Source organism: Bacteroides eggerthii, from assembly GCF_025146565.1.
Taxonomy (GTDB): domain Bacteria; phylum Bacteroidota; class Bacteroidia; order Bacteroidales; family Bacteroidaceae; genus Bacteroides; species Bacteroides eggerthii.
The window spans coordinates 3,394,142-3,416,316 of the sequence record NZ_CP102258.1; the positions used below are offsets into that span (position 1 = coordinate 3,394,142).

At 35.4% G+C, this 22,175-nt stretch carries 16 protein-coding genes; 3 read left to right on the top strand and 13 right to left on the bottom strand.

Annotation, left to right across the window (positions count from 1 at the left end; translation table 11 throughout):
* Window positions 1–2 precede the first annotated feature (2 nt).
* The 13 genes from NQ546_RS14030 to NQ546_RS14090 form a co-directional block, all read right to left on the bottom strand.
* Entirely contained in the window at window positions 3–1,877 is a 1,875-nt protein-coding gene (locus tag NQ546_RS14030) for a heparinase II/III family protein (RefSeq protein ID WP_004290446.1), read from the bottom strand.
* A 14-nt stretch (window positions 1,878–1,891) separates the two neighbouring features.
* Window positions 1,892–4,018 (bottom strand): bi-domain-containing oxidoreductase, encoded by a 2,127-nt coding sequence (locus NQ546_RS14035; protein WP_004290445.1) that lies wholly within the window; start codon window positions 4,016–4,018, stop codon window positions 1,892–1,894.
* Between the two features lie 29 nt (window positions 4,019–4,047).
* Window positions 4,048–5,013, bottom strand: coding sequence for a glycosyltransferase family protein (locus NQ546_RS14040; protein ID WP_004290444.1), 966 nt, complete (start codon window positions 5,011–5,013; stop codon window positions 4,048–4,050).
* On the bottom strand, window positions 4,995–6,203 hold the full coding sequence (locus NQ546_RS14045) for a DUF6337 family protein (protein WP_004290442.1): 1,209 nt from the start codon (window positions 6,201–6,203) through the stop codon (window positions 4,995–4,997). The genes NQ546_RS14040 and NQ546_RS14045 overlap by 19 nt, the downstream gene beginning before the upstream one ends.
* Window positions 6,203–7,054: a polysaccharide deacetylase family protein gene (locus tag NQ546_RS14050; RefSeq protein ID WP_004290440.1), complete on the bottom strand. Its 852-nt coding sequence runs from the start codon at window positions 7,052–7,054 to the stop codon at window positions 6,203–6,205. Before NQ546_RS14050 ends, NQ546_RS14045 begins: the two co-directional genes overlap by 1 nt.
* Window positions 7,054–8,076, bottom strand: a complete 1,023-nt coding sequence (locus tag NQ546_RS14055) for a glycosyltransferase (protein WP_004290439.1) — start codon at window positions 8,074–8,076, stop codon at window positions 7,054–7,056. The genes NQ546_RS14050 and NQ546_RS14055 overlap by 1 nt, the downstream gene beginning before the upstream one ends.
* A 4-nt stretch (window positions 8,077–8,080) precedes the next feature.
* The gene (locus NQ546_RS14060) at window positions 8,081–9,319 is read right to left on the bottom strand and encodes an oligosaccharide flippase family protein (protein WP_115615921.1); all 1,239 of its coding nucleotides are present in this window, start codon (window positions 9,317–9,319) and stop codon (window positions 8,081–8,083) included.
* On the bottom strand, window positions 9,309–10,472 hold the full coding sequence (gene wecB, locus NQ546_RS14065; RefSeq protein ID WP_004290436.1) for a non-hydrolyzing UDP-N-acetylglucosamine 2-epimerase: 1,164 nt from the start codon (window positions 10,470–10,472) through the stop codon (window positions 9,309–9,311). Before wecB ends, NQ546_RS14060 begins: the two co-directional genes overlap by 11 nt.
* A 15-nt stretch (window positions 10,473–10,487) precedes the next feature.
* On the bottom strand, window positions 10,488–11,693 hold the full coding sequence (gene wecC / locus NQ546_RS14070) for a UDP-N-acetyl-D-mannosamine dehydrogenase (protein ID WP_004290435.1): 1,206 nt from the start codon (window positions 11,691–11,693) through the stop codon (window positions 10,488–10,490).
* 73 nt (window positions 11,694–11,766) lie between these two features.
* A complete protein-coding gene (locus NQ546_RS14075; RefSeq protein WP_115615912.1) occupies window positions 11,767–12,255 on the bottom strand; it encodes a UpxZ family transcription anti-terminator antagonist in 489 nt (162 codons plus the stop codon).
* Between the two features lie 56 nt (window positions 12,256–12,311).
* Window positions 12,312–12,848: a UpxY family transcription antiterminator gene (locus tag NQ546_RS14080; RefSeq protein WP_004292416.1), complete on the bottom strand. Its 537-nt coding sequence runs from the start codon at window positions 12,846–12,848 to the stop codon at window positions 12,312–12,314.
* A 747-nt stretch (window positions 12,849–13,595) separates the two neighbouring features.
* Window positions 13,596–14,447: a glycoside hydrolase family 25 protein gene (locus NQ546_RS14085; RefSeq protein WP_039953249.1), complete on the bottom strand. Its 852-nt coding sequence runs from the start codon at window positions 14,445–14,447 to the stop codon at window positions 13,596–13,598.
* 81 nt (window positions 14,448–14,528) lie between these two features.
* Window positions 14,529–16,175 (bottom strand): diphosphate--fructose-6-phosphate 1-phosphotransferase, encoded by a 1,647-nt coding sequence (locus NQ546_RS14090; RefSeq protein WP_004290431.1) that lies wholly within the window; start codon window positions 16,173–16,175, stop codon window positions 14,529–14,531.
* Between the two features lie 236 nt (window positions 16,176–16,411).
* Here NQ546_RS14090 and NQ546_RS14095 point away from each other — a divergent pair, with 236 nt between their 5' ends.
* From NQ546_RS14095 to NQ546_RS14105, 3 genes are read left to right on the top strand one after another with little or no spacing between them, the layout of a single operon-like run.
* On the top strand, window positions 16,412–18,238 hold the full coding sequence (locus NQ546_RS14095; protein WP_004290430.1) for a DNA methyltransferase: 1,827 nt from the start codon (window positions 16,412–16,414) through the stop codon (window positions 18,236–18,238).
* Window positions 18,225–19,550 carry a DNA methyltransferase gene (locus NQ546_RS14100; RefSeq protein ID WP_004290429.1) on the top strand — a complete coding sequence of 442 codons (1,326 nt, stop codon included), beginning with the start codon at window positions 18,225–18,227 and terminating at the stop codon, window positions 19,548–19,550. Before NQ546_RS14095 ends, NQ546_RS14100 begins: the two co-directional genes overlap by 14 nt.
* Window positions 19,551–19,553: 3 nt before the next feature.
* Complete coding sequence (locus tag NQ546_RS14105) at window positions 19,554–22,142, top strand: DEAD/DEAH box helicase family protein (protein ID WP_004290428.1); 2,589 nt, start codon at window positions 19,554–19,556, stop codon at window positions 22,140–22,142.
* The last annotated feature ends 33 nt before the right edge of the window (window positions 22,143–22,175 follow it).

Consider the following 22,175-nt stretch of genomic DNA (forward strand, 5'->3'; position numbering starts at 1 on the left):
TTTTATATTAATCTAATTGTAGTTTTTATTTCATTATCTTTTGTCTGTATTACTATTTCATTACATTTTTCTTTTATTCCATAGTAATTAGCACAATAATTTTCTTTTATAGAATAATTAAGCCCTTCTGCATTAATATCTAAATTTTTACAGTTTGTATGCCATAGCTGCCGCATAAACATTGCGTTCGGCTTATGCTCTATTATGTCTACACATATCCAAACCAATTCATTCTTCCGCTTTATTAATTTCCTATAGTGTATTATGTCTTTACCTAAATATGAAAAACAGGCTACTTTTCCTTCAAAAATATAGGATATTTCTGTTTCATAGAGTGATGCATCTAATGCTTGCGACCAGTTATACCAAACAAATCTCTCTCCCTTAAGCATTTGGTCTAAATTATCAAGCATAATAGTATTATGAGATTCTGTTCCCATAAAATATTTTATATATTTCTTTTCTGTATTGTATTTATATGATCCCCCATCTAACAATATATTTTCACCTTTATACCAAATATCTATATGCAAATTATCAGCTTGCGAAGGACGTTCTTTATACTTTCCACATCTTATAAAAGTCAAGACATCTTTCTCCCTTATAATATAATAGCCTCCATTCTTAAATGTGACATTCCCCTGCTTTCTTTCAATTTTAGGATACAGACAACGCTTTAAATTCTTTCTGTTATAGAACCAATCTCTATCTTCAAAAGTAATAGCATATAGATTTTGCTTAGTCAACAAAAAATGTAAAGCATCTAACTGTGGACGATAATCTCTATAATCACAATCATTCAATCTAAAAAATAAAGCCCCATCATTTGCACCATAATTTGGTAAATACCCACTTAATTCATCTTGGCATTGGTACAAAAAGTTCAATGATTGATAACTCCGCTCATACACCTCTTTACAAAATAATTCACCATTATTGTCTGCAACCGCTATAGCCAAAGTGAGTAATTGAACAACAACCCGGTGGTAGTTCATACTAAACTGTAAAAATGTACCATCCTCCGCTATTTGATATTTGATTTCTTCCTCAAACCATTTCTTTCCTTTTTCTTTCCACTCTTTAGCGTCTGGAAATTGAGGAAACAATAGGCCTATTAGATATAAGGTCAATGTCTCTGTTATGGCATGATTATTGCGAACCGCAATTCTTGAAAAATTAATATTCGTACGAACGTGCTTCATTTGTCCATAAATCGACCTAATAAGCAAGTCAAAAACTTCTTCAGTCAATGCTTTATCTGTCCGATAGTAATAAAGAGCAAAAACCCAATTCAAAATGCGTAAAGAAATCTCTTGGCTACATTTATAATTAGGACCACAATTCAGAGGATTTTGATGAATCCAATCTATTATTTGAGTAAAAACAAAACTTGCATGACTTTTGCCTGTTTTTTGATCATATCGAATAATATCATAAAGAAATGAGAAACGAGACTTTTCCCATACGTATTTAATATCCCCGATTTCAGGTATAAAATCTTCAATTTCTGTCCAATGCTTTGAAACATTATATTTATAATTTGTATCAGGATTTGTCAACCAATCATAATCCTTACCAAGATTATACCAAAGGGAAGAAAAAAAACAGTACTCCCCATCTTGCATTCGTCTCACTCTTTCAGACAGAGATGTAATATTGACATCTTTTATTACTACATCTTTTCTATCTGAAAACAAAAATGGAATAACACACTTTCTCCAATCGTCTAACGATAAATATGCTTCATTTTCCAAAAAAACTGGATATTTTATTTTTAGCACACCACTTCTACGTCGCAATTCATATTGACAACGAAATAAAAAGTATCTCATTCCCATATTACGAAGTAATTGAATATACAAATAAAATTTCTTCATGAGATTATTTTTTCTCAAGGCTCTATTTCAATCCATTTATTCAGTTTCAAACTTTCAATACAAGCAAAAGATGCTTTTGTTGTATTGATTATAGAACAAAAAGGAATCAAAGCTTCTCCTCCTCTTAATATTCTTTCATTTAACAAAGAAAATTGAGTCGTATGTCCTTTATCCATACTTTTCTTCATTTTAGTAAATCCTTTACAACCGTATCCTTTCAGTTCCCTCCAATTATCTAGAACCAAAGTTTTTTCTTGAGTATATATTTCCACACGTTCTTTTGAATAAGACTTACTTCCATTTGCAAAATAATTTATCACTGCATTAGACCCATCTTTATATCTTAATAAAATACTTGCATTATCAGTATTCTCTTCAGGATTTTCACCCATTGCATTCATACACACCGAAGTAACGATGCTATCAGTGAGGAACGAACATAAATCTATGAAATGACAAGCTTCACCAATTATACGTCCACCACCCGTTTTTAGATCATGTACCCATACTTCAGAAGGAATAAAGCCCGCATTCATAGTAGCTATTATATTCTTCACTCCCTTTCCTGCAAGTTCTTTCATTTTTACTGCAAATGAAGAGAAACGCCTATTGAAACCAACAGTCAACGTTACTCCATTTTTTTGCGCCATTTGATATGCAGTGACTATTTCACCCAGTTCTTTTTGATTTAAGCACAATGGTTTCTCAACAAATACATGCTTACCAGCATATAACGCATCCAAAACCATTGGAGCATGAAGATTATGCCGGGTAGTTATCATAACTAAATCTACTACATCGTCTTTCAGAATCTCATGATAATCAGAAGTCGCTCTTTTTGCACCAACTTTTTTTGCCAAGATCTTTGCGGATAATCCTTGCGCACTTGCAATATAACGAATACATGCCTTTGATTTAGTTAAAGCTGGAAGCATTGTGGCTGAGGTAAAGTTCCCAGCTCCAATAATTCCAATTTGTCCTTTCGTTCCTGTGAAATTTAATGATGTGACTTCAACTACTGTACGCATTTTGCTATCACTCGGATATTTTATAATAGAAGCTATTGAACCATGCTTTCGCATGTCACCATATATTTCCTTATAATTATCTAATTTTACCTCTTCTGTTATCAAAGATTTTACATCAATCCTCCCCATAGCTATGGCTTGCAAAACAGTCTCAAAGTTTCGTTTTTCAGTCCAACGAACAAAAGGTAACGGATAATCTATTCCTCTATTCTCATAATCGTCATCATAACGTCCTGGACCATAAGAGCAAGATACCTGAAATGACAATTCTTTTTTATAAAAATCATCTCTGCGAAGACCTAAGCCAATAACTCCAACAAGTACAATACGCCCTTTTTTTCTTGACATCTCCGCAGCTTGATGTATTACCTCATCTGTTTTTGTTGATGCTGTTATCAGAATAGCATCCGCACCATAAGATGCGGTTTCTTCCAACACATACTTTACGGGATCTGTACCTTTTGTAGGATTAATACCAATAATATTTTTTTCTCTTGCTAACTGTACTTTTTCCTCATCAAAATCTATACCAATTACTCTACAACCATTGGCTTGCAACAGTTGAGCCGCTATTAAACCTATCAATCCCAAACCTATCACAACTACTGTCTCACCCAATTGTGGATTAATTAAACGGATACCTTGTAATCCAATAGAACCTATTACCGTAAAAGCAGCTTCCTCATCCGATACATTTTCCGGTATCTTAGCTACTAAATTCTTTGGAACACATACATATTCAGCATGTTGCCCATTAGAAGCGACTCTATCACCAACCTTAAACTCTGTTACTCCATTTCCTATAGCAACTACCGTACCAGAATTACAATAGCCCAATGGTAAGGGATGTCCCAATTTATTAAATACAGCTTCTATTGTAGGTTGTACTCCATCAGTTTTTATCTTATCCAAAACTTGCTTTACCTTATCCGGTTGCTGGCGAGCTTTATCTATCAGACTAGCTTTCCCAAACTCTACAAGCATACGTTCTGTTCCCAAAGACACTAACGAGCAAGAGGTTTTAATTAATACACTTCCCGATTTCACTTGTGGTACAGGTACTTCTTCAAGTATAGTCTGCCCCGATTTCATATCTTGAATAATCTGTCTCATAATCAACTATACACCAATAATAATATTCTCTATTTTAATTCTGCAATAATTTTATCATAGAATTGAATTAATGCTAAACCTTTCAGATTTAGCATTACATGCTTCCTTTCATTCTTCAATTTTGAAAGATTCTTTAATACAATAAACAATTCATCCATATCATTTCGTTTCACTGTATATACTCCATGTGGTCTATCTACTACATCAGTGGCTACTACACTTAATCCAAAATCTAAAGCTTCATGTATAGACAAACTATCTCCATCTGTTGAAGTATAGCGAATAAAACAATCCGCATAGTCAAACACTTTTTGAAATGAATGAGGACTATCTAATATTAGAATATTTTTAGGCAATAAATAATTTTTCTTTTTATACGTCCCCGAAGGATCTGAAATAACTAATCCCCAGCTTGGTCTTTCAGAAAAAAAAGCTATTAATTCCGATACTCCATAAATTTCTTGACCATATTTATCTAAAGAGTAATTATAAGCATTTGTTATACATACAAAAGAGCACTTCGTTCGTAATATTACAAGTTCGGATTTCATCCCATTTTCTAAATCAGGCTCCTCAATAGAGGGTATATAAGCTGATAACAAAGTAGCTTTAGAATTATACTTGATTGCCACCTTCAGACTATGATTATTTATCACAATAGGATAGGTGCACAACTTGACAGAATAAAAATCCAAGCAATTCATTACAAAATGAAAACGTCCCAAATCTCCATGATATGTTATCAATGAAATTTTATGTTGTACTAAACAACATATAGCAAAAAAGACTCTCAATTTTGGTGAAGAAGTATGTAAATGAATAATATCATTTGCACTAATTGCTTTAATAAAAGAATATATAGTAAAATTATTCAAATCATAAAAAGTATAGTCATATCCCAATTTATCAATCAATTTGACCAGTCTATCTACATGTATTGTCACTCCACCAATAGGAAGAGGCCGTTTACCAACTATCAATATTTTTTTTCGCATATTTCAATATAATATTTTTTCACCGCATATACTAATGAGAGCAGAATTGCAAAAATTATATATTCATAAAACGCTATCATATTGAAGAACAAATCAAACCACCCCAAGGTTAAAGCTGCCAAACAAATACAATATAAGAATAGTGCAAATTGATTTTTCTTCAATGAACAAACTAACAATAAATGTCCAACAAGACTATAAACAATTACAGTAAAGATCCCCCCCCAAATACCTCCATAAATAAATATTGTTCCGAAAAAAGTTTTCACATTTGATTCCATTCCTGGACCGACTGCTGTCCACAAATCACTATATACTTTTTCTAATGGAATTCCCATTAGCTTATAATAGAAGTTAACAACAGGCATAAAAAGTGTCTCTACTGAAATATCAATAGGAGCATTTATCTTACAATATTGCGAGAAACTAGCAATACTAGAAACAAAATAAAAGAATGTATGATTAAATATAAAATTCCAAGGAGCCGCATAACCAAAAACGATACTATATGATATAAAAAAAACGAACAATGAACTTATTACCAACAGTAATAAATGAAATATCTTCATGCTCTTATTTAAGATTATTTTACGAATTATAATTACGGACAATAATACAAGCACGATCGAACCTTTTGTTGAATAAGCCACAGCATAAAAAACAGTAGATAAAATAACGAACCACTTTAATATGATATTTCTTTTTAATACTATATTATCAGCACAAATGAACCATAAAATGACAAATCTTAAATATACAGCCATATGGGCTATCAAGCCTGTTCCACAAAAGTCTTTAAATTCATCAGAACCTATAGGAGCTATTTTAATAGCAGCATATACAAGTCCCAAATCTACTAACAAGGCTATGATAGAACTAAAAATCAAAGCATCTTGAGGTATATATATTTTTTGTTTAAAAGGCGTTTTATTATTTATCGTTTTTCTTAATAGACATAAGCTCAAAATATAGCCCACTAACCAATACAAAGCCAGACCTATGCACCATATATAAACTGAGGGTAGATATAAGGAATAGAAATTAAAATTATCAGCAAATAATATAAATACAAAAACAATACATAGATAAGGAACTGACAAGAAAATGGTAGGTGTATAAAATGTACCATACATTTTCCTATCTATTGCAATAAACAAAAGAGTTTCCAATGTTAGTAAAAGAACAGGCATTATTTCTTACCTCTAAATGATCCTTTCAATAAATATTGTAGCCACAAAGACAATCCTGATAACTGAAACCTCAACTTAAAAAGATCAGCATCATCACTAATACCTATTACTTTCAATTTATACAAATGTGTATTTTTATCATTCCAGCCAGCATCCGTTGTTCTAGCTGTCTTATAACCAGCTAACTTAACACATTCAATTGAATAATTATTATAATCTCCATTCGGATAGGCAAAATGTTCAATAGGGCAATCACACAATTTTTCTAATTCTTTTTTAGAATGAGCTATCTCATCCCATTGTTCTTCTTGAGTGCATTGGGGTAATATAGGATGTATACGGGTATGAGACCCAAAAATCACATATTTTTTTAATCTATTAATATCATCTTTTGTTAATCCATGAGGCGGACTTACCACCATCTCAGGATAATAAAGTTTTTTATCTTTCAATAACCGTAATCTCTCTTTATTCGTGCATTTTTTATAACATACTACTGATTGTTGTTTTAAGCATTTCCACCAAAAAGGATGATTCGTAGCTACAACTTGGGAACATAAATAGATTACTGGTGTCAAGTTGTATTTTTTTATTAATGGCAACAATTCTACATTGCCTTTATGCCCATCATCAAAGGTTATAATTAAAGAATTATTTGGAAGATTTACTTTTGACAAAAAATCATTCATTGAGATTATAACATACTTCTTCATTAAATATTCTATATGCGATAAAAACACTGCTACTGTAGGATTATGATAAGAAATAATTGTCACTTTTTTACGATTCCAGAAACGAAAAAGTACATCTATATGCAACCAAGCAAAAATCAACATAAATATATATTTCATTATTTACATAGTTTTAGAGTTTGTAAAAATATATATTTACTAAAATCATTTTTTTTTAGTAGCCTAAATATTTCTCTCTGAATGGTAAAACATTGCATTAATGATGCCCCATAATTACATTTTAATGTAAACACAGAAAATACACTATATATACATACAGAAACTATCCATAATAATTTATTTTGGTATTCTTTTAAATCTGCCAGTCTTATGGCATAATGATAACAAGCCTTTCCTATATTATTATTTGATATTTTATTTTGAGACAAGCTCACTTTATGATAAATCACAGAAGAATATAAACAAACTTTTTTTAACGATTTCTTTTTTAATCTTAAAGAGAACTCAAAATCTTCTTCTCCAAAGAAAAAACGCTCAGTCAATTTCCCTGTGCGATTCATATCAAAAAGAAGTGCACAACCTGTTGCATAATCAATTTCTTTATATCCCGTCTGAGGTACATTCTGTATATGTTCATTAGAATAATAATAGAAACGAGCACCATACCAAGTAATTTTCCCCCCACAATTCCATATACGATTTGAAGGATCAAATAAACGAATCTGAGGAACAAATGCAGTAAACTGAGAATGTTCTAATGCAAAAGAGAACAGTTTAGAAATTGCATTTTCTGCTATTTCTGTATCGTTATTCAACAATAAGACATATTTATACCCGAGTTTTTCAACATAGTCTAATGCCACATTATTCCCAGCCGCAAATCCTAAATTATCTGAATTTCTAATAAGTACGATTTTATCTTGGCTATCAATACTCAACAATTTTCTTTCAGTGTCTACTTCTCCACCATTTCTTGCTTGCTGTTCATCATAGCATACACACATTAAATAGTGACTTTGGCAATAAGACTTCAATAACTCATATTCATTTTGTTCTGAATGATTATCAACTAGAATAATGGTATAATCTATACCCACCTCATTTTTCAAAGATATGAGACAATCTTTAGTATAATTATAACCATTCCAATTTAATATAATAATGTAAAGTTTTTCCATCATGAAATTATTCCTCTATTTTTTTCAATTCTTTCCATATTAGAATAAGTAAAAGTATTTCAGATACAATCATAGAAATGGCAGCACCTCTATCTTTCAAGACAATCGATAATAAAGAGCACAGTACTAAACTAAAAAAACCTGCTTTCCACACACAAGCTACAAACTTTTTAGAATATCCCATATTTACTAAGCCTATTATGCCATAATAAAAATTCATACCACCAAATAATATGACGAAAGCCATTATTTGTATGTCTAATATAGATTTATAATAACTCTCATCTAAAAATGTCTTCACTAAGAACGGAGAGATACATATAAGCATCAATGATATAACAAACAATACAGAAGAAAAAAAACGACCTATTTTATAATAAGATTCTACTCCTTTATTACTAGATATTTTTCTACTAAAAAAAGGATAGATTGCATTTACAAAAGGAGAAGTCAACGATTGGAATGCCTTAATTACTTTCTCTGCAGGAGCATACACGCCTACCACTGAGTAATTTGTGAAAAAGCCTAATAAAAGGATATTAGACTCACGATAGAAATTCATACCAATTGTCGAAAGAAAAAGATACCATCCATCTTTTAACTCCGTATATAGCATTTTTTTATGAGGAATCCTAAACTTTATATGTAAATGAAAAAAAACAACATACAATGAGATAATAGCTCCTATAATATATCCTAATCCCTGCAAAAGTAAAACATCACTATAATCATGTGTTTTACGAACTAATGCAAAAATCAGTAACACTGACATTAATCGAGACAAAAAAGAAATTAATGTTATAAATTTCATTTTCTCAAGCCCTTGATACAACCATAATGGCATTATGGTCTGCCCCCAAACTAATAATATCCCACATGAATATAAAGTAGCCTCATCTTTAAAAAATGGAATAAATAATACAAGAAAAGTAACTATCAACGAAACCAAAATATTAAAAATAAAACGTAGTAACATAATAGAAGAATATATTTCTTCTAACATTTTATGATTATCGCGTATAAGGGATACTTTTTTAGTTGCTGAATATTCAAAACCATATGAGACAAAAAGAGTAAAATAATTCATTATTGTATAAGCATAAATATATATTCCATATTTTTCTACTCCCAATACCATAGTTAAATAAGGTATTAAAATAATAGGAAAAATATAGTTCGCTATATTCAAAACAGATAATGAACAAAAATTTTCAAAAACTCTACGATATTCTTTTTTAAAATACATAATTCATAACAAAGTGAGTTATCCTATCACATGCAAATCCATCTCCATAAGGATTGACAGCTCCACTCATTTTATCATAGTATACTTCATCGTCCAATAAATTAGATACTTGATTTATAATCTTACAATAATCAGTACCTACTAGCTTCACAGTTCCGGCCTCCAAAGCTTCTGGTCGTTCAGTAGTATCTCGCATTACCAACACAGGTTTCCCTAACCCCGGAGCTTCCTCTTGAATACCTCCACTATCAGTCAATACAATGGTTGATTTTTCCATCAAGTAAACAAAAGAAAGATACTCCAAAGGTTCTATAAAAAACATATTATGCAAAGTAGTTAAGTCTTCACCAAAAACCTCATGAATCGGTTTACGAACATTAGGATTCAAATGCATTGGATAAACAAAATCAACATTAGGATATTTTAATGTCAGTGCTTTGATGGCCATACACATTGATATAAAACTATCACCAAAGTTTTCTCGGCGATGACCAGTTATCAGTACAAGTTTCTTTCCACCACATAAACGATTCACATCATAGCCCGATTGTTGTAGAATATTCTCCAATTCTTTATCCAGTTGCTTGTTGTTCTTTATCTTATTCACTACCATATAAAGTGCATCGATTACAGTATTACCTGTCACTGTTATAAAAGAATTATGGATACCTTCTTTCAGCAAGTTCTGTCTGCTCAAAAGTGTGGGAGAAAAATGATAAGTAGCAATACGCCCAGTTATCTGACGGTTCATTTCTTCAGGCCATGGACTATAAATATTATGTGTACGAAGTCCCGCTTCAATATGCCCCACCGGAATTTGTTGATAAAAAGCAGCTAAAGCTGCGGCGGTAGAAGTAGTTGTATCACCATGCACTAAAACTAAATCAGGCTGGGATTCTTGCAGTACTTCCCTCATACCTGTCAAGACACGAGCTGTTACATCATACAAATCTTGTCCCTGCTTCATAATATCCAAATCGTAATCAGGAACTATATCAAAAATGCGCAGTACTTGATCAAGCATTTCACGATGCTGACCGGTAACGCACACTATAGTTTGGAACTCTTCCGGATATTTCTGAAATTCTTTTACCAAAGGAGCCATCTTTATAGCTTCAGGACGAGTCCCGAAAACCAACATAACTTTCTTCATGCTATAAGGGATTAATTATTTCTTATAAATTCCGCAAAAGTCAAGAATTACTTTCCTGTCATTATATGGCAGGGATTTAAATACAGAATGGGCAACCAGAAAAACGACTATATCAGCCCTCTCATAGGCTTCTTTATAGTCTGTAAGTTTAAATACGTTGTGTTCCTGCACATTAGGTTCTACTATATAAATATTGGCATTATTACAGCTTTGCATCACCTTAGTTGTAATATATTTTGCAGGAGCCTCGCGCAAATCATCAATATCCGGTTTAAAGGCCAATCCCATCATAGCAATAACCGGTTTACAATGATGTTCCAACTCAAACTTCAACATCGCATTTTGCACTTTCTCGGCACACCAAAAAGCCTTATAGTTATTGATCTCACGAGCTGTAGAAATAATCTTAGACTCCATAGGAAAATCTGCAGTAATGAAATAAGGATCTACCGCAATGCAATGCCCACCGACACCACAACCAGGCTGGAGTATGTTGACACGAGGATGTTTATTTGCCAAGTTTATCAACTCCCAAACATTTATGCCAGCCTTATCACATATCAATGAAAGTTCATTAGCAAAAGCGATTTGTACATCACGAGAAGAGTTTTCTGTTAATTTACACATTTCTGCCGTTTTACAATTTGTGCGATGAAGTGTACCTTGTACAAACTGGCTATAGAATTCAATCGCTTTATCAGTGGATGCCTCATTCATACCGCCAATAACACGATCATTATGAACTAATTCATGAATTACATTCCCTGGCAGCACACGTTCCGGACAATAAGCAATATAAATTTTATCTTTCAACTCCGGGCGTAATTCAAAAATCAGATTAGCCATTTTATCAGTAGTACCCACTGGAGAAGTTGACTCAATTACATATAAATCTCCTTCTTTTAAGAAAGGGATAACAGTACGAGTAGCTGCTTCTACATAAGAAATATCCGGTTCATGATCACCCTTAAAAGGAGTTGGCACAACCATAAAATAAGCATCACTAACTTCCGGAGTGATTGAAGCCTTCAATTGACCGGACGAAATTACCTCTTGTAGTAATTCTTGCATACCGGGTTCAATGATATGTAATTTACCTTGGTTAGTCATTTCAACCACTTTAGGATTAATGTCAACACCGGTTATTTGAATACCGTGTTTAGCGGCAATAATAGCTGTGGGCAAGCCGATATAGCCTAAACCCATAAAACAAGCTTTCATGATAATATGCTTTAAAAAATTAATTTATTTCATAATTCCTATACAATAAAAAGGGCCATATCCATCATTAACTCTACTCATCTACATATTCCCACGGATAAGGATTATCCACCACATTCTGAAATTCTTCAATAGCTTCTTGTTGTTCAGCAATAAGTATCTTTTCATCCCAACCAGCAATAATTTTACGTGCATCATCAGCCAAAGGCTCATCATAAACTTCACCATAGCAAGCAGTAAGCAAACGAAGTTTCAATAATGATACGGGAAGAACTTCAAGAATATCCCAACAGCGATTCAAAATCTCCTGAATATGTTCCTGCTTTTCACCATGATCAATAAACGAAGCATTGTAGCCCATCAGAAGAGCAAGGCAGACATTAGCCTGTTCTTCAACAGTGGAACCTTTGAAGCCAGAATTATACAAAGCTGTGGTCATACGGTAAACCTCACCGTTACGACGGGAAAGATCATCGCTGTAGACGGGACTGCCGTCCATACCCAAATACATCAGGTCGTGCGCGGCACGCTGAAGGGAAAGAGTTTCTTCAGAAAGAGACATAATGAATTATAAATTATGAGTTATGAATTGACAACTGTAAAACGATCTACAATCAATTATTTGATTACTTCTATCAGTTCAGGATGGATAGTAGCCATGGCAACGGCAATCACACCCTGAATCTCAATGACAACACGACGGTCACGTGCTCCCTTCACTTTCAGGAAGATACCTTCCTGACCCTCGAAGTCACCACCTGTGATACGGACTTTTGTTCCTTTGGATAAGTTTACCTCTTCGGGCTGGAAGTACAGAAGCTGGTCGCTGTAAGTCCCCGCCACTGCTATGAAACGACGCATCTCATTATCCGGGATGATGATTTTCTCACCACTGCGGGTATCGGTGATATATTGTAAATAAGTAACTTTAGACTTGACACGTTTCAGAGCAGAAGGACAGGCATGAACAAATATCAGATTGTGTATCACAGGAACCAGAATACGGACCTTCTTACCTTTCTTAACCGTCACCTTATACTGCATGGGGACGAAACAATCCATATTCTCCTTGCCAAGTAAGCGTACAGCATCCGGCTCTCTGCGGTAGGTGGCACGCATGGCATACCATAATTCGGTCTCTTTCTCTGTTTCCATTTATAGGCCAGTTTCAGAAAAGGGCGTTCTCCCGGGGCTTTGAAACCCTCGCAGATGCTTGAATTCCAATCAATTGCAGACACTTTATATAGAATACGGCAAGCTTTGTGCCCCTCTCACCTATGATTGCTCTGTAGTTGTACATTTTTGTACAAGTAAACTACTGTAAACAAACGGATTATAACACAAAAACTGTTTTTTAGACGTTCGTTTAAAAAACGTCAATATTTTAGAAAAGAGAAGGGGAAGAAACACTTAGAAATTTGCAAAAAATAAGGATTGATGAAGTTCGGTTCAATGAACTAATAAACAATACGTTATGCCTATAACCGATATTTTATGAAAATATTTTTATTGAACATTTTGCTTGTTTCAAAAATACAGGTTATCTTTGCGTCCATTAAACGAACGTTTAAAAAACACCTTTTATCATTCACATATTTTTCTGAAATACAAATAATTGCCAACAATTACGCATATTTTCCGCTATCTAATTTAATTCAAAGTCCGCCCACTTCCTTATGAAAAGTGAACTTCGTCATTCATGACATTTTGCGTCGTTAATTATTTGTATTAAAACAAGAATTATTATGTACAAGAAAAAGATAAAAGCACAGAATAAAAAACTGCAAAAGACAATAGCAACAGAAAGTTAACATCAAGACAGATAAGATGTTAACTAAACAGGTGTGAAGAAGTTAACTAACTATATACTTAAAAGTTAACTTCTTGCATCTATGAAGTTAACTACCGCAAAGTCATGCCAAGCAATTCCTCCAATGTACCATTAAAGACATTCAGATCGACTTCTTCTTCAATGCCCGGAACATTGCCCACATCGGTATGTTGCCAAAAGTGCCATTTACCTTCATACTTTACGGAATCAACGTAATAATGGGCTATCCAATAAGGATAAGAATCGAAAATAGAATCGTTTAAATAACGCTTCTTGAATTTATAGGAAGTGTAAAGAATCGGCTTTACGCCATAATGTGCCTCCACTCTGTCGAGCCACGTTTTAACAGCGGCCTTCAGTTCCTGCGGTGATTTCTTTCCCGTAGTTTCCACATCAAGAACGGGCGGAAGATCTCCCTTCGTCAATTGCACAGTGTTAATAAAGAAATCGGCCTGTTTATGTGCGTCTGTCTTAGGCAGAAAGTAATGATAAGCGCCCCGGATAAAGCCGTATTTTCGTGCCTGGCCGAAATTTTCGGTAAAAGTTTCATCCCCATGATCACCGCCCTCGGTAGCTTTCATAAAGATAAAGTGTATAGGAAACTTTGTCTCCTTATTACGAAGGAGCTTATTCCAATCTATAACACCCTGATAATGGGAAATATCAATGCCATGCACTTCGTAACTGCAAGGCATACATACCCCATAGCCTTTCAATCCGTAGCAAGGCTTCCAACGATAGGCGTAAGGACGAATAAAAAACCAATAAAATCCAACAGAAAATACCGCAACAATGCCAAATGCCAACAGATTGCGCAACCATACAGGCATGGTGCGAGACGTTGCCTGTTTCTTTTTTCGGGAAGAAGAAGCACGACGTGAGACAGGCTTACGACGGGAAGCGGTATTAGTTTTGGGAGGCATGCAAATATTTTAAACTAAATAAGCATCTACTAAAAACAAAACAGCCAATTACAGCAAAGACTGCAATTGGCTGTTAAGATTTTATTTACTTTGTTCCAGTTGCAAAGTCTTAGTAGGCTGGTCACAAACTTCCGTAGGACCGAAGTACTGGATAGGCCCCGGATAAACGTAGTCTGTTTCTATAGCCCAACGGTCGCGCTGAGCGGCGAATGACTTGAAAGGAGCACCATCCAGCTTCACCAAAGCTTTCTGGATTACCGGCTTCATTTCGCCATGACGACGTTCCATGTTCATCATCATTGTGATGGGCACACCGCCTGCAATCCATTCTTCAGCAGGAGCAGTAGTGTTGCGTACGGATGACATATAACCGGTCTTGCCGTTAGCAATCAGTGCAGAAGCAGCATAACCTAAAGAATAACAATAGTCTGCATCGAAGTTAGACGGAGCAGCGCAACGTCCTTCATAACCGAAGAAGTGATGCTGTGCAGCAAACTTACCTACAAACTTACCTTCTTCCTTCCACTGAGCCAACTTAGTAGCAACCATTTCGGACAGAAGCTTTTCTGTTTCGATAAGAGATACCTGTACATTTCCATGCGGGTCGCGATCCAGTGTCAACTGGCGTGCAACGCCTTCAGGAAGACTGGCATAGATTGCCGCATTTTCCGGAGAAAGCTTGCTGATGATATAATCACGCTGATGTGATTTCTTGATATGAGAGAATTCTTCCGCATTAGCAGCCAAGAAGTCGTTCAGTTCCGCAATCAGACGCTTCATGGCAGGAATGAACTCTACCAGACCTTCGGGAATAAGAACGGTGCCGAAGTTATGTCCCTTTGCAGCACGATTGGCAACGGCCTGAGCGATATAAGTCACTACATCATCCAAAGACATATTCTTTGCTTCAACTTCCTCAGAAACAATACAGATATTAGGCTGTACCTGCAAAGCACATTCCAAAGCAATATGAGAAGCAGAACGGCCCATCAGTTTGATGAAGTGCCAGTACTTACGTGCCGAGTTACAGTCACGCTGGATGTTACCGATTACTTCAGAATAGGTCTTACAAGCTGTATCAAATCCGAAAGAGGTCTCGATCATTTCGTTCTTCAAGTCACCGTCGATAGTTTTCGGACAACCGATAACCTGCACACCGCAATTCTTGGCAGCATAGTACTCGGCCAACACGCAGGCATTTGTATTAGAATCGTCACCACCAATAATAACCAGCGCCTTGATGTTCAGTTCTTTCAGAATTTCCAGACCTTTTTCAAACTGGTCTTCTTTTTCCAGCTTAGTACGGCCTGAACCGATAATGTCGAAACCACCCGTATTGCGGTATTCGTCAATGATATCAGCAGTCAGCTCCATGTAATTATGATCTACCAAGCCGCCGGGACCCAGAATGAAACCGTACAGTTTGCTGTCTTTATTCAACTTCTTAATACCGTCGAAGATACCGGAAATTACATTGTGTCCACCGGGAGCCTGACCACCGGAGAGGATAACACCCACGTTCATAGCAGGGAAATTAACAGCCTCATCAGTAGCTTCGAACTTAATCAAAGGCATTCCATAGGTATTGGGGAACAGTTTCTTGATATCTTCCTGATCGGCTACCGACTGAGTAGCTGCACCGGCCACTGCTTTTACAGTACCTCTCAGCGCTTTCGGAAGTTTGGGCTGATAAGCAGCCCTTGCAATTTGTAATGCACTTTTAGTCATTTCTTTTAATTATTTAAAGGTGTTAATAAAGTTCAGTTTAAAAGCGTCGCAAATTTCGCTTTTTTCTGCAAGAAATGCAAACCGCGAAGAGAAATAATTAAAAGTGAATACCAAAACGAAACAAATTACATCGCATTGCTTAGTTAATCAAACGGAATTTTCTAATTTTGCACGATAGTTTCAAAAAAGAATCGTTCTTAAAAGGCCATAAATGAAATTACCAAAGTACTATAATCATGCCATCATTCACATATACTCCAATAGTTGCAAAGGCGCATACACCACCGTACAAAATTCACAAGTATTTTGCTCGTCGCCCTCACAACGTATTTAACCAGCTTATTGAAAATTTCACTTCCCCGGGTGAGATTATTCTCGACCCTTTTTGTGGTGGAGGTGTCACTATATATGAAGGTGTGACTCAAGACAGGCGCGTCATCGGATGCGATTTGAACCCTCTATCCACGTTTATTGTAAGAAACATGATCAAGAAGTCTGAAGATATAGAAGTTCTTGAAAAGTGTTTTAGAGAGTTGCGTTGCTACCTTGAAACTTTGGTAAAGGACTATATGTTCTTTGAACTGGACAATCAGAGATATGATATATCTTGGGCTGAAATGGCCCTGACAATCAGATGTCCAAAGTGTGGCAGGCCTTCTCCACTTGCCAATGACCTGAAAATAAAGAATGGTAAATACCGGTGTTCAAATAAATATTGTGAACTAAACAGCGAGGGGGAAATTGATATCACATCTTGTGAAAGATTGGAACCTCAGTATATATTTCTGATTAATGCAGCCAATAGAACTCGAATCACGAAGCATTTCGAGGAGGACGACATGGTGCGTTTTAAGTCGCATATCAAATTTCTGAAAAAAGAAATCATTGGTCATCATATCAATATACCGCGCGACCTTATACCTATGGACTGGGACCGTCAGTTTGAAGACGGCCTTGCAAAAAAAGGGATTTTGTATTTTCAGGATTTCTTTACTAAAAGGAACCTGATGATTTTGTTGCTCCTCAAAAATAGAATAAATTCGTTGGAGGAAAAACTTGGAACTGAAAAATACGAACTTGTCAGAATTGTTTTCAGCAATATCCTGAAAGACTGCAATATAATGTCATTTACAAATGCGGCATGGCAAGGAGGATCCCCAACGACATGGAGCAAGCATGCTTATTGGATTCCAAATCAATTCTGCGAAGTTTCAATTATTCCAGCATTTGACAAATCTGTTGCCAAAGTCTTGGCTTCTATTAAGCATAACAACGGCATAAATTATATACCGGTAAGAACAAATTCCATTAAAGATCTATTGGAAAACAGAGCTAATGTTCTGCTTTATAACGCCCCTATCGGCCATACGGATGTACCAGAGAGCAGCGTGGATGCCATAATCACAGACCCTCCTTATGGCAGCAATGTGCAATATTTAGAGTTGTCTCATTTCTGGTATCCCTGGAACCAAGACCTTTATGAGCGTTATCCAATCTTTGAACTTGAAGCGGTTGCTAATAGAAAAAAAGGATTTAACGGAGCCAAGAGCCAATATGATTATGAGAACAATCTATATGAAGTGTTTAAGAATGCATATAGGGTTCTCAAACCTATGAGGTATTTGTCTTTGACATTTAACAACAAAGACATATGCTCATGGCTGGCACTGCTATTTTCAATCCTAAAATCCGGATTTACATTTGACAGGATGTATTTTCAGGATGGAGTTAAAAATTACCGCCAAACAGCGCACACAAAAGCAAAAGGCTCCCCTTATGGGGATTTTATCTATACTTTCAAAAAGGTTGATAGCATTCCTGTGAAAGTGTATACAACGGAGGAAGATTTTATTTATGACATTGATAATATCTTTCTAAAGGACATCAGTTGCAGTGATGAGAATAGAAATGAAATGATATTGCAGATGTTTGTGGATGCAATACCGTTAATAGACGCCTTTGCAAAAACATATCTCAGAACAAAGGGTATTCATCATTTATACTCCCATTTCAATAAAAAATATTTATCAAAGCTTTACGATACAGATAATGCGAACAAGTGAATCTAAAACCATAATAAATCAAGAGTTATTTGACGTAAAGCTTCCTGATTATCAGAGAATAATCGAACGCCTTGTATCAAAATACAATGTTGTTGACGGAAGCTACTATGAAGGTCTTGTTAATTTCAAGACCAACTTAGTTGTTCCTAAACACAAATGGTATGATTATAAACAAGGCTATTCAGAATTACTTGTCAAACATATCATCGACGAAGCCAAGCCACTAAAGGAGCATTATATTTTAGATCCTTTTTGCGGTGTTGGCACAACGAACCTTACATCAGTAAATCGTGGTTACAAGACTATTGGGTTTGATATAAATCCAATGGCGATATTAACGGCAAAAGCCAAGACACATCATTACACACCCAAAGAAATTGCTCTGATAAAAAAATATTTGGAAAGTTTCACTCTGCCGGACTCCAAAGTAGAGATTGAAGGGGGGCGTGTCATAGAGACTTCTTTTACAGAAGACGTACTCGATATTCTGCTCAAGATCCGTTTCTTTGTTGATGGTATAAACAATGATGCAGTCCAAGATTTCTTTAGGCTTGCTCTTATTTCGATAATAGACAAATGCTCCTTAAAAATTAAGGATGGCAATGGCTTAAAATTTAAAAAGAATTACAAGGCTGTACCGGATTTGGTCCGACTCTATTTGGACAAGGCATCCGAAATGTTATCTGACATCCGGATGTCAAACGAAGACAAAGAGAATAAGATCATTTTGGGGTCTATGATAACTGAAGAGGCTTTTAACAAAGTAAAAGACATGCCTATCGGACTGTGCGTATTTTCGCCACCTTATGCAAACTGTTTTGACTACTGTGAAGTGTATAAACTTGAATTTTGGATTGGAGGCTTTGTCAAATCCTACGATGACTTTGAGCGATTTAGATCAATAGCCTTGCGCTCACATGTGAATTCTAAATTCAGTCATGAATTTTCAAACAGCAATAAAGATGTGGACACAATAGCTTCACTAATATCATCTTTCAACATCTGGAACAAAAATATTCCAGATATGATTAGAGGATATTTTGATGACATGGAATCGATGATTAAGAATTTATCTAAAATCCTCGTCAACAAGGCAAAATGTTATATTGTAGTTGCAAATTCCGGATATAAAGGCATTTTGGTACCAACCGACTTGCTTTTAGCAGAAATAGCAGAAAAATATGGCTACAAAGTTTGTAACATATATCATGCGCGCAAAATCCGCTCATCTTCTCAACAAATGCATATCCTGAACACAAATTATAACAATCTAATGAGAGAATCTGTAATTGAACTTCAAATTATCAAGTAGATTATGATATACTCCAACTTATTAAAAAAACACTACTCAGATTGGCCTTCTTTGGAAAAGGCCATAGAAGCTTTGCCAACTGCAAAAGCGAGAGGTAACGTTTTTGAAGAGTTTACATTTGCGTACTTTACCATAAAGAAACAAATGTATCAAATAGCAGAGATATACCCATCTGCAGATATTCCTGACAAATACAGAAAAGCTTTTAAGCTTGGCAATAAACAACACCAAGATAGTGGCGTTGACGGCCTTATTATTACAAATGAAGGAAAGTCTATTGCTTACCAGTGTAAATTCCGCTCCGGCAGAGTTAAACCAACCTACGAAGAACTCACCAAATTCTGGTCTGACGGCCGTTATTGCGACTATTGTTGTACAGTTGCCAATTCTTTTGCAGTGAGTAATCTCTCTGATAAACACGAAGAAAATCTTCAGATTCTGGCAAAAGACTTTGATTCTCTTGATCAAGAATTCTTCGACCAACTTTACGATCTCGTGAACAACGAGAATGCTGGAAAGAACAAGGTCTTTTATGAGCCATACGATTACCAAAAGCGTATCATTAAGGAGGTCCTTGTAGGATTTTCAGTTGAAAACAGAGGCAAAGTTATTGCAGCCTGCGGCACAGGAAAAACTCTAACCTCATTATGGATTGTTGAAGCAATGAAAGCTGAAACTGTTCTATTCCTGGCACCAAGCATTTCTCTTGTGAAACAGACACTTGAGGCGTGGGCTGACCAAGCTAAAATTCCATTCACTTACTTGTGCGTTTGCAGTGACAATACCGTTTCATCGAACATAGACGATGATGAAGCTGACATCAGTGTATCTCAGTTGGGTGTACCCGTAACTACAAACATCAACGAGATTGCCAAGTTCTTAGACCACACAAAGGGTAAGGTCAGGTATATCTTTTCCACCTATCAATCTGCAGATAAGATTTCCGAAGCACAGAAGACCGCAAAAGACACTTTTGACTTGATTATCTGTGATGAAGCGCATCGAACAGCAGGTTTGCGTTCCAATTTCTCATTGGCACTGGAGGACCAATTCATTTGTTCAAAGAAACGGTTGTTTATGACTGCAACAGAACGGATGGTCCGTCCATTGTTGAAACGGCATCTTGAGGAAAATGGAAAAGTTATTTTCTCTATGGATGACGAAAATGTATATGGTCCGTTGTTCTCACAATATAATTTTGGAGCCGCGATTAAAGATAAAACAATTTCTGATTACAAAATTGTTGTTGCCGGTGTAAAGGAAAGCGAAGTATATAATTACATTGCTGAGAATAAACACATTTCTGTCGGGGACTTGGATAACAATGAGAAGACAACAACTGCTGAAATTCTATATTCAAAGATATTGCTGGCAAAAGCAATGGGTGAGTTCCCCATTAAAAAAACAATATCTTTCCACTCCTCCATTAGAAAAGCCAAGGATTTCGTTGCTGAAAACGGTAATGATATTTCACTTTCAGATGTGATTCGTGAATTCAATGAACACATCACCGAAGATAATCTTTTTATAGATAACATCAATTGCCAACTAGATTCCGGCTCTCGTGCTCAAATACTTAACAAATTCAAAAACACCGAATATTCTGTCATATCAAATGCCAAGTGCCTCACCGAAGGTGTAGATGTTCCCATTATTGACAGTGTATATTTCATTGATAGAAAAAAATCTTTGGTTGATATTGTTCAAGCATGCGGTAGAGCATTAAGAACCCAAAATGGTGTTGATAAAACAGCCTATTTTATCATTCCGATTCTCATTCCGGAGTCTTCTGTTGCGGAAGAAATCTTAAACTCTGAAGAGTTTGAGATTGTCTATAATATCATTCAAGCACTCAGAAGCCAAGATAACAGACTTGAAGATTGGATTAACAGGCTCAATAATGAATATGTCAGGACAGGCAGGATCGGCTCTGACTGCACAGACGACGATGTTCCTATCATAATTCAAATAGAAGGAATCGACATCAAACAATTCTCCGACGAATTATATGTACAAATCGCTACTGTTAATGCGAATCCTGATAATATTCGCAGGCCAACCACTTTTGGCGCCGGTGAACGAAAAACAGGACATGCGCGTATCTTCAAAACAATAGGTGATTATGCTGCAGAACGTTTCTTCTCAAGTTTGGTTGACCCGACTATAAAAATTTATAAAGATAAGAATTCCAAATGTCTTTCAATAGCCGATATTAAAATAGACAACAACAATATCAGCCATACCTACCGGTTAGGATTGATTGAAAAGTCAGAGAAAAATTATAGTCTTACTCCTTTGGGCGAATATTATCTTAGCGGTCATATCAAACCCCAAGATTTGTTTAGGAAGCAGATGTTGAGATATTCAAACTCATTAGAGGATAATAAAATAGCTCACACGCTCTTCCCATATAGAGCCTGTTTGGAAGTGCTCAAAAGCTTGGAAGTAAAAAAACTGACATTTAACGAATTTGCTTTTTGTATATATCCTATGTACGATAGTACTCCAGATTCCATCAAAAGAGCTGTAGACGACATCAACTATCTGCGTCAGAAATATCCAAGGCTGAAAGCAATCAATATTGCTAACTGACCTCAAATATTACAGTTACTGAATACGTATTTC